The 17091-nt window shown below is 36.9% G+C and carries 17 protein-coding genes, 1 pseudogene and 2 riboswitches; of the genes and pseudogenes, 5 read left to right on the forward strand and 13 right to left on the reverse strand.

What is annotated here, in order from left to right:
* Window positions 1-210: 210 nt before the first annotated feature.
* Window positions 211-312: riboswitch (purine riboswitch) on the reverse strand.
* Window positions 313-455: 143 nt separating this feature from the next.
* Genes ACIQYS_RS11530 through ACIQYS_RS11540 form a run of 3 tightly spaced genes read right to left on the reverse strand, consistent with a single transcriptional unit; the run spans window position 456 to window position 2903 of the window.
* Complete coding sequence (locus tag ACIQYS_RS11530) at window positions 456-752, reverse strand: hypothetical protein (protein WP_402979475.1); 297 nt, start codon at window positions 750-752, stop codon at window positions 456-458.
* 27 nt (window positions 753-779) lie between these two features.
* Window positions 780-1868, reverse strand: a complete 1089-nt coding sequence (locus tag ACIQYS_RS11535; RefSeq protein WP_402979478.1) for an NAD(P)/FAD-dependent oxidoreductase — start codon at window positions 1866-1868, stop codon at window positions 780-782.
* Between the two features lie 3 nt (window positions 1869-1871).
* Window positions 1872-2903, reverse strand: coding sequence for a S66 family peptidase (locus ACIQYS_RS11540; protein WP_402979805.1), 1032 nt, complete (start codon window positions 2901-2903; stop codon window positions 1872-1874).
* Between the two features lie 65 nt (window positions 2904-2968).
* On the opposite strand from ACIQYS_RS11540, the pseudogene ACIQYS_RS11545 reads away from it, so the two are divergent.
* The 3 genes and pseudogenes from ACIQYS_RS11545 to ACIQYS_RS11555 form a co-directional block, all read left to right on the forward strand.
* Window positions 2969-3130: pseudogene (locus tag ACIQYS_RS11545) on the forward strand (neutral zinc metallopeptidase); the annotation flags it as partial.
* A 204-nt stretch (window positions 3131-3334) separates the two neighbouring features.
* Window positions 3335-3898, forward strand: coding sequence for a 3D domain-containing protein (locus tag ACIQYS_RS11550; protein ID WP_402979481.1), 564 nt, complete (start codon window positions 3335-3337; stop codon window positions 3896-3898).
* 149 nt (window positions 3899-4047) lie between these two features.
* Window positions 4048-4944 carry a DUF899 family protein gene (locus ACIQYS_RS11555; protein WP_402979484.1) on the forward strand — a complete coding sequence of 299 codons (897 nt, stop codon included), beginning with the start codon at window positions 4048-4050 and terminating at the stop codon, window positions 4942-4944.
* A gap of 21 nt (window positions 4945-4965) precedes the next feature.
* Here the strand turns inward: ACIQYS_RS11555 and ACIQYS_RS11560 are convergent, their stop codons facing one another.
* Window positions 4966-5598, reverse strand: coding sequence for an NUDIX hydrolase (locus ACIQYS_RS11560; RefSeq protein ID WP_402979487.1), 633 nt, complete (start codon window positions 5596-5598; stop codon window positions 4966-4968).
* Window positions 5599-5835: 237 nt separating this feature from the next.
* Between ACIQYS_RS11560 and ACIQYS_RS11565 the strand changes: the two genes are divergently transcribed.
* On the forward strand, window positions 5836-6963 hold the full coding sequence (locus ACIQYS_RS11565) for a polysaccharide deacetylase family protein (protein WP_402979490.1): 1128 nt from the start codon (window positions 5836-5838) through the stop codon (window positions 6961-6963).
* Between the two features lie 64 nt (window positions 6964-7027).
* Here ACIQYS_RS11565 and ACIQYS_RS11570 read toward each other — a convergent pair whose 3' ends face one another.
* Entirely contained in the window at window positions 7028-7276 is a 249-nt protein-coding gene (locus tag ACIQYS_RS11570) for a DUF3006 domain-containing protein (protein ID WP_402979493.1), read from the reverse strand.
* Window positions 7263-8453: an MBL fold metallo-hydrolase gene (locus tag ACIQYS_RS11575; protein WP_402979496.1), complete on the reverse strand. Its 1191-nt coding sequence runs from the start codon at window positions 8451-8453 to the stop codon at window positions 7263-7265. The genes ACIQYS_RS11570 and ACIQYS_RS11575 overlap by 14 nt, the downstream gene beginning before the upstream one ends.
* A gap of 135 nt (window positions 8454-8588) precedes the next feature.
* A riboswitch (PreQ1 riboswitch) is annotated at window positions 8589-8633 on the forward strand.
* 7 nt (window positions 8634-8640) lie between these two features.
* On the opposite strand from ACIQYS_RS11575, the gene ACIQYS_RS11580 reads away from it, so the two are divergent.
* The gene (locus tag ACIQYS_RS11580) at window positions 8641-9132 is read left to right on the forward strand and encodes a QueT transporter family protein (protein ID WP_402979499.1); all 492 of its coding nucleotides are present in this window, start codon (window positions 8641-8643) and stop codon (window positions 9130-9132) included.
* A gap of 43 nt (window positions 9133-9175) precedes the next feature.
* Here the strand turns inward: ACIQYS_RS11580 and ACIQYS_RS11585 are convergent, their stop codons facing one another.
* From ACIQYS_RS11585 to ACIQYS_RS11615, 7 genes are all read right to left on the reverse strand, one after another.
* On the reverse strand, window positions 9176-10069 hold the full coding sequence (locus tag ACIQYS_RS11585; RefSeq protein ID WP_402979502.1) for a glycine betaine ABC transporter substrate-binding protein: 894 nt from the start codon (window positions 10067-10069) through the stop codon (window positions 9176-9178).
* 6 nt (window positions 10070-10075) lie between these two features.
* Window positions 10076-10720 carry an ABC transporter permease gene (locus ACIQYS_RS11590; protein WP_402979506.1) on the reverse strand — a complete coding sequence of 215 codons (645 nt, stop codon included), beginning with the start codon at window positions 10718-10720 and terminating at the stop codon, window positions 10076-10078.
* Complete coding sequence (locus ACIQYS_RS11595) at window positions 10721-11683, reverse strand: ABC transporter ATP-binding protein (protein WP_402979509.1); 963 nt, start codon at window positions 11681-11683, stop codon at window positions 10721-10723.
* Window positions 11684-11797: 114 nt separating this feature from the next.
* Complete coding sequence (locus tag ACIQYS_RS11600) at window positions 11798-12814, reverse strand: LLM class flavin-dependent oxidoreductase (RefSeq protein WP_402979512.1); 1017 nt, start codon at window positions 12812-12814, stop codon at window positions 11798-11800.
* 133 nt (window positions 12815-12947) lie between these two features.
* Window positions 12948-14681 carry a methyl-accepting chemotaxis protein gene (locus tag ACIQYS_RS11605; protein WP_402979514.1) on the reverse strand — a complete coding sequence of 578 codons (1734 nt, stop codon included), beginning with the start codon at window positions 14679-14681 and terminating at the stop codon, window positions 12948-12950.
* Window positions 14682-14890: 209 nt separating this feature from the next.
* Window positions 14891-15868 (reverse strand): ring-cleaving dioxygenase, encoded by a 978-nt coding sequence (locus ACIQYS_RS11610; protein WP_402979516.1) that lies wholly within the window; start codon window positions 15866-15868, stop codon window positions 14891-14893.
* Window positions 15869-16032: 164 nt separating this feature from the next.
* Window positions 16033-17016 (reverse strand): ornithine cyclodeaminase family protein, encoded by a 984-nt coding sequence (locus ACIQYS_RS11615; RefSeq protein WP_402979518.1) that lies wholly within the window; start codon window positions 17014-17016, stop codon window positions 16033-16035.
* Between the last annotated feature and the right edge of the window lie 75 nt (window positions 17017-17091).

Here is a 17091-nt window from a genome sequence, read left to right on the forward strand (position 1 = left end):
TCAAATGTTGGTGTGGTAACTACATTTTACACGAGGTCGTTATGGGCTTCTTTTAATTCAACTTATAGGTGTTGCACTTAATATTACAATTCGTCTAAACAAAAAAGCTCGAAGACATTATATCCATCCATACAAGGAGTGGAACAATGTCATTCGAGCTTATAAATTCGAATTAAAATAAAAGAAATCATGACAACTAGGTCATAATCCAATTATTTCATTGCCACTCATAGTCAGCTTATTTACGGTAAGCCGGTAGAAACTTGCAGGCCATATCCCTGCGATTATACGAGTTGTTGCTATTTGAATATTTCCCATTATAGCACGACAATTTTCTATTTCAATGAACATAAAATAAGTTGCATGATTCACAAAATTCAGTAGAAATATTAAAATTACATTATAATGTTATTGCCAAACTATTGCAGGTGCCTGACATCTGCAATAAATAGTTGCTATGCTTTGTTTTCTGCTTTTAAAGATTTGAATGCATGCATTAAAGGTGTTGGGTTATCTTGAATCTTATAAGAAAATACTCCTTGGTTTGTATGTAAATATAGGATGCCTCCACCGAACGAAAAAGATTTATGAGATATATCATGGACATGCCCAAGCTCAAATTGATGACGTGCTGTTGTGATTCCTTCCGTATTTAACTGAAGTTCATACTGTATTTCAATTTGTTGCATTTGATAATAAAAGTCTATTTTCCGTTCAATTTCAAAGTAAACTATAGAATGCTTGCTCAGCATCCACACCTCCTCAATCAATTTATTTTTTTAAATCGGCGCGTACAAAGATAGATCCAATTCAGTTTCATGCCCCAGCGCTAGTCTAGCGAGCTCGGCACCGACAAATGGCCCTGCTGTTAATCCAGAAGCTCCTAATCCATTTGCAAAAAATATGTACTCAAAACCTGGTAGATTCCCGATTACAGGTAAAAACTCTGGTGTATACGGTCTGAATCCTACGCGAACTTCCTGAATTTGCGCTTTTTCCAATGTTCTGGCAATGCCCGTAGCATTCTCTACTAATAATCGTTTTCCTTCTTCTGTAACATGGTGATCATATGCTACGACTTCTTCATATGTAGAACCCGCCACTATTTTGCCATTTTCAAATGCTAGCAAATATTGGTTTGTTGGGGGTAACACGACTGGCCAATCCCCTGTTTCCTCATTCTCTACATGAAAATGCATAATTTGCGCTTTTTGAAAGCTTACTTTCATATTTACACCTAGTTTAGACGGAATTTCATTGCCCCAAGCACCTGCAGTTAAAATTATTTTGTCAGCCACTAGCTGTTTTCCATTCACGAAAACAACGCCATCCGAAAACTGTGCATTCCCATCTATTATTTCCGCCCCAAGCTTTTCTGCTGCACGGACCAATGCATCTCGCATTGCACGTCCATCCACCCTCGCAGCCCCTTCGACATATAAGGAAGAATAGTCTTCTGAAATAAGCGGAAATAAGGATCTCGTTTCATCGGGTGAAAGAACTTTCAACTCACCAACTTCAGGTGCTTCTTCTCTTTTTTCTTTCGCACGATCAAGCATTTTTTTCAATTTTTTCGTATCATTTTGTAATGCAATTGCTCCAACTTGTTTGTATCCAGTCGAAGTTTCCCCTAAATCCTCGAGCTCTTTTACAAGCTGTTTATAATATTTCGCGCCATTTCGAACAAGTGCGTACCATTTTTTATTTCGACGCTGTGAGATCCATGGACAGATAATACCTGCGGCGGCGGCTGACGCTTGCCCTAGATCCTGTCGATCAATTAGCGTAACTCTCACATTCTGTTTTGCCAAATGATACGCTGTGGAGGCACCTAAGATTCCTCCTCCTATTACGATAAAAGAAGACATTTGTTACTCCACTCCACTTTCTAAAATAGAAAAAGTTCCATTTACACAATCAATTTCTGCCATAGCCCCATATGGCAACACAAATTTTGGCTCGGTATGACCAAAGTTCAAATTGTATAGAATCGGCAAATTCGTTAAATCGAATTCTTTCATTATTGTTAAGATCGATTCTTTATACTCTTCATAATAGGTTTCTTTTAAGGGCTTACCAAAAATAATTCCATTCACTTTTTGTAGTATTCCTTGCGAACCGTAGTTCCGTAACCAATATTCGATCAGTGAAGGTGCTGGCATATCTTCTGATGTCTCGAAAAATAAAATACTATCTTCCCAATAAGCTGACTCTGGCCAAAGAGATGTCCCTTTCGCAAATTCTAGTACTTCGATACATCCCCCGATTAATCTTCCGTGTACTAATCCAGTACCTTGCAGTACTTCGTAGCCCTTATTCGGATATAACTTTCGTTTTGTATGTTTATTTTCCTCGATCCATTCTAAACGGTCACTTGTCCATTCAAGTGCTGGTTTTATTTCCCCGATTATGTCATTTGCAAATACAGTCTTTTTCAATGCCTCCACTGTGTATTCATGCATTTCTACATTTTCCGCAAAGTCCATTAATATGGCAGGACCATAAAAAGAAGAAACGCCTGCTTTGTGACAAAATAAATGAGTCACAGTGGAATCTGAATAACCAATGAACACTTTCGGATTTGAACGTATGACATCAAAATCAATATATGGCAGTAAACGAATGCTGTCACTTCCACCAATATTTGAAATGATTCCTTTAATCGATGGATCCTTAAAAGCATTCATCAAATCCTCTGCCCGGGCTTTAGGGTTTTCATATAAATAATTAGCGCCTTTTAAACTATTTGGCATGGAAACAACTTCTAATCCAAACACTTTTTCCAGGCGTTCAACTCCTTGTTCATATCTCCATTTTAAGTTAGGTTCCCCTGCCCCTCCCCAAGATAAACTAATCGTAGCAACTTTATCCCCAGCTTGAAGCATTTTTGGTTTTATTAGCATCATAACGACTCCCACCCTTTTTAATCTAATTATAGCGGAAACATTGCATTTTTTATTGTCTAAAAGACTATTTCTCTGGTGTATGGGTAAAACATGCCGGGGGAATGGACTACGTTGTTCCAGAAAGCTTTACGCACGGTACATCTGAACAACGTAAAAATTGGTTTTACAAAGGCTATGAAAACGAAACAGAAGCTTTCGAAGGTATTGTTCAGTGGAAGAAATAAAATCAACTAAATGCGTTTTGAGGCATTCAAATATCTATTTGAAAGATTTTTTATGCATACTCCAAATAACTCTGGAATACACTTGTTTAGTATTTTGTAATATTATCTTTCTACTTTGTAACGCTATTGGTAAATTGTCGTAATATTCCTGTAATACAATACTGCTAACATATTGCTTAGACTAAATAGTAAGGAGTAGAGTATTTGAGAAAATTTCTTGGGACACTCATCATCACATTTGCACTATTGGTTAGCGGGACAACATCAGGTGTGGCCGCATCTACAACGCACACCGTACAAAAAGGAGAAACATTATATAAAATTGCGCAAGCGTATAATGTTTCCACCTCTAATTTAAAATCATGGAACAATTTAAAAACAGATACTATTCAACCTAAACAAGAACTAAAGATTGCACCTACAAATCAAGCATCCAAAACTAAAAACCCTTCTCGCTCTAATTCAGAGGATAAAGTAGTGAAGGAAATTGTTGTATCCGCAAGTGCATTTACTGCGAATTGCAATGGTTGTACTGGGATTACAAGTACAGGGATTAACTTGAAAAAGAATCCGGATATCAAAGTAATAGCGGTAGATCCAAAAGTAATTAAGCTTGGGACAAAAGTCCATGTGGAAGGATACGGTTATGCTATTGCTGGTGATACGGGAGGAAATATTAAAGGAAACAAAATTGATGTGTTCTTCTCCTCCCAGAGCGATGCGTATAAATGGGGACGTAAAGACGTGACAGTTAAAATATTAGAATAGGAATAAAAATGACTCCAACATTTTTTTGGGAGTCATTTTTCATGATAGCACTTGCCTTTTTATTTTTCGCCCTTAAGAATAAAGGAAAATTGGCTGCGTTAATTGAATTATAAAGGTAATCAAATAATATCAAAGGAGCTAGATAGCAAATGCCTAATTCAGTCTTACTCAGTCAAATTGAAGCACTTGAAAAAGAAATTCTTGAGAAAAAAGGACAGCTAACAGAGTTAAGAAAATCAGTGCCGGATAAATTAGTAAAAAACTATTCTTTTGAACAATCTAATCCACAGAAAACTACTTTGCTCGAATTATTTGGTAATAAAAATGAGCTTATCCTCATTCATAATATGGGAAAATGTTGCTCGTATTGTACAATGTGGGCAGATGGATTTAATGGTGTCTTTCATCATTTGATCGAAAAAGCAGGGTTTGTGTTAGCTTCTCCTGATTCCCCTGCTATACAAGAGAATATTGCAGCAGAGCGTAAGTGGAACTTTCCGATGATTTCTACTAGAGGAAGCTCGTTTACGACGGATATGGGGTTCCAGAAGGGTAATTCTCTCATGCCAGGTGTTTCAACGTTTTACAAGGATGAGGATAATAATATTTATCTTCACTCTCAAGCTCCTTTAGGACCGGGTGATGATTTCTGTTCTACATGGCCTTTGTTTGATTTACTCCGGTCAGGTGCAAGTGATGTTATTGCAAAGAAAAAGCTCAACAATCACTCTGCTTTTCAATTGACTAATAATATAGCTGTAGGCGTTAAAAATGTTGAAAAAGCAGTTGAATTCTATGAAAACATTATTGGAATGAAGAAAGTTAATACGCTAGAGAACGAAACAAAGCTTTCCATAAGCGGTACCAACTTTTATTTAGAAGAAAGTAATGAAAATAATACTTTTTTTGAATTTGCAGTGGAGGATTTCGAGTCAACCAAAAACAGTCTTCTTAGTAACAACTGTACCATTACAGAGGAATTTTCAAATACGAGTATAATGATTGCAGATCCATACGGCATAAAATTTCATTTATTCCAAGTTTAAAAGACTTTAGAGCCAGGCTATTTAGTAACTGGCTCTTATTATTTTATCAATGCCACGAATTATAGCTTCATAGTAAGACTGTTCATGTAGCACAAAGTTATTCTTTGTTACGATCTTATTAAATGAAACTCTTTTTCCTGCTTTATTTATTTCAAAGCCTTCTATTTGAATCTCTTCTAATTCCCCCAACCAAAGCTCCGAGAATGGTTTGAATTTAGCTCGAACAACTCCTGAAACTTCTTCTGTTTGAATAGCAAAATCATCAAAACCTAAAGTACAATTATATACATAGACATTTGCTAACTCTCGATCAATAAGTTCCCCTGTCGTCACCGAATAATCTATTATCCCAAGCGAAACTAGCTCCTCAAACGAAACGCCGATTCCAAGTTCTTCTTTCACTTCTCTAACACCATCTTGCACCGTCTCATTGGCTAATAAATGACCTGCCGCTGTAATATCTAAAAGTCCAGGATAATCCTTTTTGGAATCACTTCGGATTTGCAAATAAATATAATCTACTTCCTCTTCCCGACTAATAAACCAACAATGAAATGTTTCATGCCAATGCCCGAGCTTATGCACTTCATGGCGTGGTGCTGTCCCTATAGCATTTCTATTTCTATCAAATATTCTCAGTAATTCCTCTTCCATCTCTTTATCCCTACTTTCAGTTTGTCACATGTGCCTGGCACCAGAAACATTATGCTTTTATAAGATTTACAAAGTCATTTAATTTGTCTAATGATGTTAAATTGCGATTACATTTGACTGTCTTGGCAAATATAACTGCCTTTCTTTATTCATAGTTTATTACAAGCATACATGGATTACCAAATTCATATAGTTTTTAAAAAGAGATTCTAAACTATATTAAGGGTGGTCAATAACATGAGAAAATTGTTACTAATATTCGTAGTTTTTATTATTTCTACTATTTTTAGTTCAACCACTGGAACAGCAGCTGAATTACCTGTGACCCACATCGCATTCCAAGATCAATTGCTCGATTTTAGTGAAATCAAAGTGATAAATGAAGATACAAAAGTTCCATTGGAAGAAATCGCCGCACATCTAGATATCCCTTTTGAAATAGAAAAAGTCGTTACTTACATACGAAAAAATGGGATAGAAATTAGTTATAACGAAACTTCACAACTAACATCCAAAGACGGCGTAGCACTCGACTGGACACCAATTGTTAAAGTCGATGGCAAGCTTTTTATTAGTGTTAAATATATAGCAAGTGAAATAGGATACAAAGTGAAAACTTTTGAGAAACAGAAAACACAACGCATCTACAAGGAAGACTGGGCTCATATTTCACATGAGAATTTTGAGATTTATCTAAACAAAATCCTGAATAAAAAACAACCATCTCAAGCCAAATCGAAAGCAAATGTCTATTTAACATTTGACGACGGTCCTAACAAATTTACAGCGATTAATAATTCCATATTAAAAAAATATAACACCAAAGCAACTTTCTTCTTTTTGGGAAATCTTATGAAAAAGAACGAATCCATTATCAATTCGGTCGTAAAAGATGGACATTATATTGGAACACACAGCATGACACATGACAAAAATAAAGTTTATCTTTCCTCCAAATCTTTCATAAATGAAATGATTGAAGGGACGAAACTGATCAAAAAAATGACTGGGAAAGACGCAAAACTTGTCCGTACGCCCTATGGCAGTAAACCACATTTAACAACCGCTATGAAGGATGAGCTAGTGGCAAATGGTTTCAAACTATGGGATTGGGACGTTGATTCAAACGATTGGAAATACACCGATAAAGAAGCCAACAAAATCGTCCAAAACGTCAAAGTCGGTGTAGATAAAGCCTATAAATCTGGAGATCAGGACATCATCATCCTTCTCCACGACCGTAGTCAAACAACCAAAGCACTACCACAAATAATAGAATGGCTTCAAAATGAAGGCTATACACTCAAAACATACGAACCAGAACATCATATCGTACAAAACTTCCTTCGAGACAACACCCTATAATCAAAAAATGACAGTTATGTTACTAGTGCCAGGCGCCGGTAACATAACTGTCCTAATGAAAATTTTACTTTTGCTGATTTTTCAATTTTTCCAATAATCCTCTTACTTTTTCTCTTTGATTCTCTGTTTCTTCTGCTAATCTTTTTACTTTATATATGTCATTCTCAATCGAGATCAGGACAATATCACCTTCTTTTATCCCTTCATCTAGTTCAGAAATAGGGATATGCAGTGTTTCTGTTTCACCCGGATATTTTAAAAACACTGCGAGCTCTCCTTCTACTCGATCGAGTGTGTATCTATTTGAGTTCACTCATCACTACCCCTTTCTCATTTAACAACTGTGCTGCATCTCCATCGTTATTCCACATTTGTCTATTCGTCCATTTCAAATGTCGTTCGTCTTCTTTCGCATTCGGACCACTCGTAATATAAATGGTTTCCCCGGCCTCGATAGATATATTCGGAAAATTATACACTTGATTGCCCGCAACGGAAACCAACTGCCATCCCTCTAAATTTACTACTCCATCCCCTTGATTTGTAATACCAACAGTTTCTTCCCGTAAATCTTTCTCCGAAATAAAAAGTGGTGTTTCCGCTACATTTCCCTGTTCATTAGGAAGATAATCCTTGGAAACAGTATATCCTCTTCCATCTGTTGTCACTATAATGTTTCCTAACTCTGCTGTGCTATAAATCTCCGAATTCGCTTTTTTCAATCTAGTCACTACTACTGGGGTAGGATGACCATATATATTATTTTCTCCATAACTTAAAATCGTTACTTCCGGTTGAACCGCACGAATAAAAGCATCCGAGCTACTCGTATCCGAACCATGATGTCCTGCTTTTAAAACAGTAGACTTCAAGTTATAATCGTTTATCATGCTTTTCTCCACACCAGCATCAGCGTCCCCGGTTAATAAAAATGACACATCCTCATATTGTACCTTTAACACAATGGAAGCTTCATTATTATCCTTGGCATCTTCCCCCGTATTCAATACAGTAATTTCTACATTTGAATCTAAATGGATCGTATCACCTTTATTCGGCACAATAAACGGGATATGCTTGTCCAAAATAAGCTGTAACATTGTTTCATACGTCTCGGTCGTATGCTCTTTTCCAGAATCTAAGAAGTTTTTAATCTCTACGGAATTTAACACTGCAAGCAGTCCACCAATATGGTCAGCATCGGGATGAGTCGCTACAACATAATCTAACTTTTCCACTCCCTGTTGCTGCAAGTAAGTCACTACATCCTTCCCTGCTTCTTTCTTCCCTCCATCGACAAGCATATTTTTTCCTTCTGGAGATTGAATAAGAATAGAATCCCCTTGCCCAACGTCTATAAAATGAACGCTCATTTCTGTTGTGTTATTTGTTTCTACTTTCGTTTCTTGATTAGGTGCTGGCATTTCTATCGTGCAACCAAATGTCACGAAAATCAAAAATGCACTGATGACTGATATTATCTTTTTCATTTTATACCTTCCTTTTTTTACGTTGCTCCTATTTTATCATAGAGAAATTCATATTCAGACGGTCCATTTGAAGAATTTCAAACTTTCCTTGACAAATGTCCTATGACTGTCATATAATTATCAATTGTGATTACAAATTACGTGGTTCGAGAACCTCCCACGAAAAAAAACTAAGGAGAAATGAATAATGAAAACAAGAACTCTTGCAATAAGTGGTATTATTGCAGCTTTATATGTTGCGGTTTCGCTTCTAATTGCACCTTTCGCATTTGGTGCAGTACAATTTCGTATTGCTGAAATGTTCAATCATCTGATTGTCTTTAACAAAAAGTATGTTTTTGGAATTGTACTTGGTGTATTTGTAACGAATTTATTTTCCCCACTTGGCTTGTATGACTTAACTTTTGGGGTAGCACATTCGATCATTACCTTGTCGATCACTATTTTTGCATCCAGGTATATAAAAGGATATCTAGGACGTATGATTTTTAATACGCTCATCTTCACATTCATGATGTTCATCATTGCATTCGAATTGAAGCTCGCAATCATAGACATTCCTGATACTTTCCTATATCTTTGGTTAACAGTTGCAATTGGTGAATTTGTTGTATTAGCAGTAGGTATTCCATTTATTGCTGCTTTAAATAAGCGATTAAATTTTAAAGCTATGATTTAAATAATTTGCACCCGATTCTAACTAGAACCGGGTGCTTTTTTAGTTATTTATCAATCAAACCTTTCTCCACTAAGAAATCATGGGCAACATCTTCCGCTTTTTTTCCGTCAATATCCACTTTTGCATTCATCTTTAACATATCCTCTTCCGAAATTTTTCCTGCTAATTCGTTTAATACTTTTTCTAGCTCTGGAAACTTTTCTAGTGTCTCTAAACGTACTACTGGTGCTGCATCATACTTAGGGAAAAATCCTAAATCATCCGTTGTTGTTTGTAATTCAAATCGTTCAATACGCCCATCTGTTGTAAAAGCTGGAATTACATCCACATCCCCATTTTTTACTGCCTCATACATCAAGTTTGGATCCAGACTTTTCGTTTCCGTGAATGTGAAGGGATAGGAGTTAATTAGGTCATCAAATCCATCTCCTTGCCGTTCATAAAAAGCATGAGGGGCACCGAACACCATATTACCAAACCTAGAGACTTCCACAAGATCCGAATAAGTCTTTGCGTCATAATCTTTGTCTTTGGCATAAGCCAATGTATACGTATTTTCAAACCCCAGTGGACTTAACCAAGTTGCTTGAAACTGTTCTTCATACCCTTTTTTCACTCGTTCTAGCACATTTTCTGAGCTTTCTCCTACTTCCGATGACTCTTTTAGCACATCCTTTAATCCTGTACCCGTGTACTCTACATATAAGTCAATATCACCTTTCTCAAGTGCTGGAGTCATTATCGCCACTTCTCCGAGTCCTTCTTTATACTTCACTTGATAATCCGTACGCTCTTCAATATATTGACCTAAAATTTGCGGTAATATATATTGTTCTGTCCAAGGCTTTCCACTTATTACGAGTGTCTCCCCCGAGTTCGAACAAGCACCTAGTAATACGACCGCTACAATCCCAATCATGACGAACATTTTCTTCATTCCTCATCATCCCCTTGTATTTAATCCTTTTGGTGTCGCTTTTTTCTCAATCCATTTCAAAGCAAGGTCAAACAAAATGGCTAATAAAGCAACAGGCAATGCCCCTGCTAAGACGAGCGCATTATTATATGATTGTAAACCTCTATAAATAACATCGCCTAACCCACCTGCTCCAACAAAAGTCGCAAGTGTCGCAATTCCAACCGTCAGAACGGTAGCTGTTCGAATACCTGCCATGATAAATGGTAAGGCGAGCGGAAACTCAATCTGCCGTAACAATTGACTTGTCGTCATCCCCATTCCACGCCCTGCTTCAATAATAGAATCATCGATTGTTGTAATGCCTGTATATGTATTTCGTAAAATAGGTAAAAGTGCATAAATAATTAAGGCGATCAATGCAGTCATCGTTCCTATTCCAATGAGTGGCACTAGAAATCCAAACAACGCTAGACTAGGAATTGTTTGAAAAACGGCAGTCACCCCAATAATCGGTTCCGCAAATTTTCGATATCTTGCCACGAAAATCCCTAAAGGTAAGGCGATACCAATGCCTATCGCTAAGGCAATAAACGATAAATAAATATGTTGTAAAAATGCCTCCTGTATTAAATCAGATCTACTTTGAATCGTGTCTAAAAAAGTTTGCATTTACAACACCTCTTCCTTTTTAAGCAACGCACGTAGAAGAATGGACTGGTTCACAAAACCTAATTCTTTCTTTCCCTTTTTTACGAGTAAACTTTCGGTTCCTTCGTTTTCTAATAATTTTATTGCTTCTTCTACTAATATGTTTGATTCAACGACTAAATAAGGAGTTTGTTGACTTCGTTCAAATAAAGGCATGAACTCTTGTAGTTCTCGTTTTCCGACTGATTTTTTTCGATTGATACGTTCCGCACCTATAAAATGTTTAACAAAAAGATTGATTGGAGTTTCTATTAATTCGGTAGGTGTACCTATTTGCTCAATCTGACCATTTCTCATGACAACAATTGTATCTGCTATTTTTAACGCTTCATCCATATCGTGTGTGACAAATACGATTGTTTTCTTCAGTTTTTTTTGTATATTTTTCATTTCCATTTGTAGTTGTTCGCGACTAATAGGATCTAAGGCGCTAAACGGCTCATCCATTAAAACGATATCTGGATTTCCAGCTAATGCTCTTACAACCCCTATTCGTTGCTGTTGACCACCACTTAACTCTAGTGGATACTTAGATAAATATTGATCAGGGTTAAGTCCAACCATCTCCATTAGTTCATGAATCCGTTCCATTGTTTTTTCTTTCGTCCAGCCCTTTAGATTTGGTACAAGTGATGCATTCCTTTCAATCGACATATGCGGAAACAAACCTATTCGTTGAATAACGTAGCCAATTGTTTTTCGAAGCCCTACTGCGTTCACTGAAGAGACCGCTTTACCATCTACATATACTTCTCCGGAGGTCGGAATTTCTAACCGATTGATCATTTTCATCAATGTTGTCTTCCCGCAACCACTTGGACCAATAATGGCCACTAATTGCTCTTTGGGAATGGTTAAAGAGACATCTTTTAATGCTTCTGTCCCGTCCTCAAATACTTTCGTAATCTTGTCAAATTTGATCAACTGAACTTTCCCCCTTGTTACACTATATTTAACTGTTACTATATATACCCTAGAAAATTAGATTAAAGCGTAAAAAAACCAGATTCTAAAATGTAATAGAATCTGGTTTGTTCCTTATGATTTCATCCCTGTCACTTCTGCTACTATTTCATACGATCTTAAGCGGGCTTTATGGTCATATATCGTTGAGTTAATAATCATTTCGTCTGCTCCTGTTTCCTCTAAAAACGCCTGCAGCTTTTCTTTCACTTCATCAGGATTTCCGATAATGGTCGATTTCAATTGATTCAAAATGCTTTCTTTTTCAAGTGGATTCAAAATCCCTTCCATCGTTTCCACTGGTGGTTGGATTTGACTTGGTGTATTTCTAATTAGGCTTAAAAACTGCTGTTGATGAGTTGTAGAAAGTATTTTTGCCTCTTCGGTTGTATCCGCTGCGACAACATTAACACCGACCATTGCATATGGTTTATCTAATACGGCTGATGGCTCAAAATAATGACGATATCTCTCGAGCGCGGGTAATGTATTTTCCGGTGAAAAATGACTTGCAAATGAAAAAGGTAATCCTAACTGGGCAGCTAAAGTGGCACTAAAACCACTTGATCCAAGAAGCCAAATTGGTATATTTTGTCCTTCTCCTGGAATCGCACGTACTTTATTGTGCTTAGAATTGGCATCTAAATAGCCACGTAGCTCCTCTAATTGCTGAGGAAACTCGTGACCACTGCTTCTTGAATCACGTCGCAATGCCATCGCAGTTATCTGATCCGTTCCTGGTGCTCTACCTAATCCTAAATCAATTCTTCCTGGGTACATTGCTTCAAGCGTTCCAAATTGCTCTGCAATAACAAGAGGTGCATGGTTTGGCAACATAATGCCACCTGATCCGATGCGAATTTTTTGCGTAGCTGCAGCTACATACCCAATTACTACAGAGGTTGCTGAACTAGCAATACCTGGCATGCTATGGTGCTCCGCAAGCCAAACACGATTATATCCCCATTTCTCTGCATGCTGTGCTAAATCTTTCGTATTTTGAAATGCTTCAGTCGGAGTAGCCCCTTCAATAATAGGAGCTAAATCTAAGACTGAATATTTAATTTGATCTAATGTTTTCGTTTCGATCAATTATCTCATCTCCCTACTTATAACTTGCTATAGATTTAACGATAGCGTACAACTAGGGAAAAACAAAATAATTGAACCTAAAAAAGCAGATTCCTATACAACATAATATTGTATAAGATCTGCTACTTTTCGATTAATTCAATTTAAAATCAGAAACAACATCTTGAAGTTTCTCAGACATTTCTGCTAATGAACGGGATGCTGCTGTCATTTCGACCATTGATGCATATTGTTCCTCTGCAGCTGCTACGACGTTCTGTGTGTAATCCGTCGATTTTTCTGTTACACCTTTTGTGTTGTTCACTTCGGTTACAAGAACTTCCGTATTACTATTAATTTCTTGAATTTCTGATGAAATAATAGATAATTTAAGATTTATAGCGTTTACATCGTCCGCTATTTTTTCGAACGTTTCGCCGGCATTTGCAACATAACTCATACCAGTTTCAATTGCTACTTTTCCTTCACTAACAGTTTGAACAGTATGGTTTGTATCTATTTGTATTTCACTAATTAACGAGGAAATATTTTTTGCAGCGTTCCCCGATTCCTCCGCTAACTTTCTCACTTCATCAGCGACCACTGCGAAACCTTTACCATGTTCACCTGCTCGCGCTGCTTCAATCGCTGCGTTTAGGGCAAGTAAATTGGTCTGTTCTGCTATGCTTGTAATCACATTAATAATTTCACCAATTTCTTGTGATTTCCGTTCTAGTACTATCATTGCTTCAGTCGTCACCGAACTCTGATTATTGATGTGATTCATTTGTTCCACTGTTTGTGTAATCACTTCATTACCAAAAAGAGAGATTTTAGAAGTTTCAAGAGAAAGATCATTTAATTCTTTAATATTCGTCGTTATTTCTGTGATACTAGATGAAATTTGAGATACGGAGTTTTTCGACTCTTCCATACCTAATAATTGTTTTTCTTGCCCAGAAGAAATTTGCTGAATAGACTCCGTGATTTCTTCTGATGCTCTACTCGTTTGCTCGCTACTTGCAGTAAGCTCTTCTGATGTAGCCGCTACTTGTTGTGCGGAACTTGAAACCGAATCGATTACTTCTCGTAAATTTGCGGTCATTGTATTTATGCCGGTAGCTAGATCACCTAATTCGTCCTTGTTTTTTATTCTAATATTTTTAATAGATAAGTCCTGGTTCGCAATTTTTTTCACATTTTCAGCGATTAGCTTAATAGGGTTAGCTAAATGTTTTGCAAACAGATAAATAACAATGATTCCTATTATTGCACTTAGAACAAGTGTAATCATAATCGTTACCAGTATAGAATGAGAACCAGCATTAAAGGCTTCCATATATGTCCCAGCACCTATAACCCAACCCCAGTTCGGATCTAAGGCACTATATACTATTTTCGTTGCGGCAGTGCCTGGTTGGTTTGGTAAATCCCATTTATAACGTGTAAACCCTCCACCATCTTTTGCTGCTTTTATCACATCTTGCACAATGTATTTTCCATCAAGATCTTGATCTTCCCAACCATTTACTCCTTCTTTGGAAGGATGAGCCACTTCAAGTCCATCTTCTAAATAAGCTACAAAGTAACCATTTTCCCCTAAGTCAACTTTGCTAGTTATGGCACGTTTACCATCGCTTTGTAGTTCACCAAGTAAATATTGTTTTACTTGTTCCTGTGCTTCTTCTAAAGTTATGTCACCATTTTTAACGGATGTATTCTTTGAATCAATTAATAAAAGTGCCATTTCCACACCATTTTTAAGCGTTTTTTCTCCTAGTTCGTCTAAATTGGTTTTTGCAGAATAGTAGCTGCTAACGCCTATTATTAAACTCGGTATTAGTAATAGACATATGGAAATAATAAAAAGTTTTGTACGTATCTTCATTTTTCTTTCCCCTTTGACTAAAGTCTAAATGATTTGCTGTAGTCCTTCCCAGTTGAACCTCCCACATCAAAATAACAACATTTATATGTATTTTTCGACTACCTTTTTATTATCGACTGAAGTTTCATAATCTTTAACACCTATATAACATAGAAATTTAATCTACAAAAGACCCACGTTCACAATAGAAAGTGGGTCTCATATCATCTTTATTCTTTTACAAAGTCAATTGTACTTCTTACCGTATCAATTGGACGAACTAAGCTTTCTATTTGTTCACGTTTTGGTTCTAAAAACGGAGGTAAAGATAATTTTTCTCCAAGTGTTTCATAAGGTTCATCTCCCATAAATCCTGGACCGTCTGTCGCAAACTCAAACAAAATGCCATTTGCAACTCTTGCGTATAAACTTTGGAAGAAGAAACGATCCACGTAACCAGACGTTTGGAATCCGAAACTTTCCATTCTAGTTGTCCATTCATCTAGAACAGAACGATCTTCAACGCGGAAAGCTGCATGGTGGACTGTTCCAAACCCTTGGCGTCCAGGAGGAAGAATGATATTCTTTTCCACAATTACTTGCGCACCATTACCGCCTTCTCCAACTTCAAACAAATGCAAAGATCCTTCTTGTGCAATTTCTTTAAAAAGCATTACTTTTTCTAATACTTCTTTCATATAATCGAACTCTGCAATTCGAATATGAATCGGTCCAAGTCCTGTAATCGCATACTCTAAAGGAATTGGTCCTTTTTGCCACGGTGTTCCTGATGCAATACCTTCATTATTTTCATCTGACACTAATTGGTATTGTTGGTCATCAAAGTCTACGAAAGAAAGAACTTTCGTACCAAATTGCTCTTGAATTCCGGTATGTTTTACTTCTAAACGATCGAAACGTTTTACCCAATAGTCTAATGCTGCATCGCTCGGTACACGGAACCCTGTTTTATAAATTTCGTTTGTACCGTGTGTCCCTTTCGGAATGCCTGGGAAATCAAAGAAAGTCATATCTGTTCCTGCTCCGCCTACATCATCAGCAAAAAACAAGTGATATGTTTGAATATCATCTTGGTTCACTGTTTTTTTGACTAAACGCATTCCTAATGTATAAGTAAAAAATTTATAGTTCTCTTCTGCACTACTTGTAATTGCTGTTACATGGTGCATACCTTTTAAATGATTCATATTAAATCCCTCCACATTACATTACTTTTAATTAAAACATCTCTAATTCAAAGTAATTTTAACATGATAAAAAATTCTTGTCAATCAAAGAGAAACTATCCCCAAAACTCAAATGCAATGGAGATAGTTTCTATTGTCATTATGTACTTATTTGCTTGAAAACATTATACGTCTATTTCTGTTCCAATTCGTTGTCCTTTCGATTTTGCATACACGCCTTGTGCCACGGCTAAATCGAAATAAGCAGCTCCAACAGATTTGAAAAAAGTGATTTCTTCTTCATTTTCTCTTCCTTTTATTGCACCTACTACAAGCTTTCCTACTTCCCCGTGAACTTGCTCAAAAGACCATTTACCTTTTTCTTGTGCATCAATTAACTCTCCAGCTTCTTCTTTTACCCCTGCTAAATCATCCACCACGATTTTGGATGCACGAGTAATCGTCGTTACGTCTATTTCATGCATATGCGGTAAATAGGATCCAACGCCGTTTATATGTGCGCCGGGTTTCAAGTCTTCTCCATTAAAAACGGGATCGATTGCGCGTGTGGCACAGTTAATAATATCTGCTTGTCGAACGGCAGTCGCTTCCTCTTCTATAACTTTATAAGAAGTCTCTACACCAAATGCTCGGAGTTTTTCACCGAATGCTTTTGCTTTTTCTGGATTGCGATTGACTAGGAGAATGCGTTCGATTGGTCGAACAGCAAGTACCCCAAGCACTTGTTCAAATGCCATCGCACCTGTTCCAATTACCGCCAACACTTTGGCATCTTCTTTAGCTAAATAATTTGTTGCGATGCCACTTAAAGCACCGGTTCGAAGTCTTGTTAAATAAGAGGCATTCAGCATAGCTAAATGATCCCCATTCGTAGCATCCGATAGTAAGATAACCCCCTGTGTTGTCTCTTTTCCGTTCGCTGGGTTATGCGGAAAAATCGTAACGACTTTTACTGCCGCTACTTCTCCAACTAAATCGGCACTCGGCATATATAACGCAGAAGCTTCATGCTGTGGAAATTCGATAACTGTGCGATGAGGGCTTGCAATCTTTTCTGCTTCCTTTGCTTTTAATACTTCGGTGACATCTTGAATTGCATCTTTCATATCATATGTATTCATAATTTGTTGTTCATTTACTATTAACATTCAAAAACCTCCACTTATAAGAAAACCTCATCTTTCACTAACCATTGCGAAAGACGAGGCATTTGCTTTTATCGC

The organism is Psychrobacillus sp. NPDC096426 (genome assembly GCF_044762745.1).
Classification (GTDB): Bacteria; Bacillota; Bacilli; order Bacillales_A; family Planococcaceae; genus Psychrobacillus.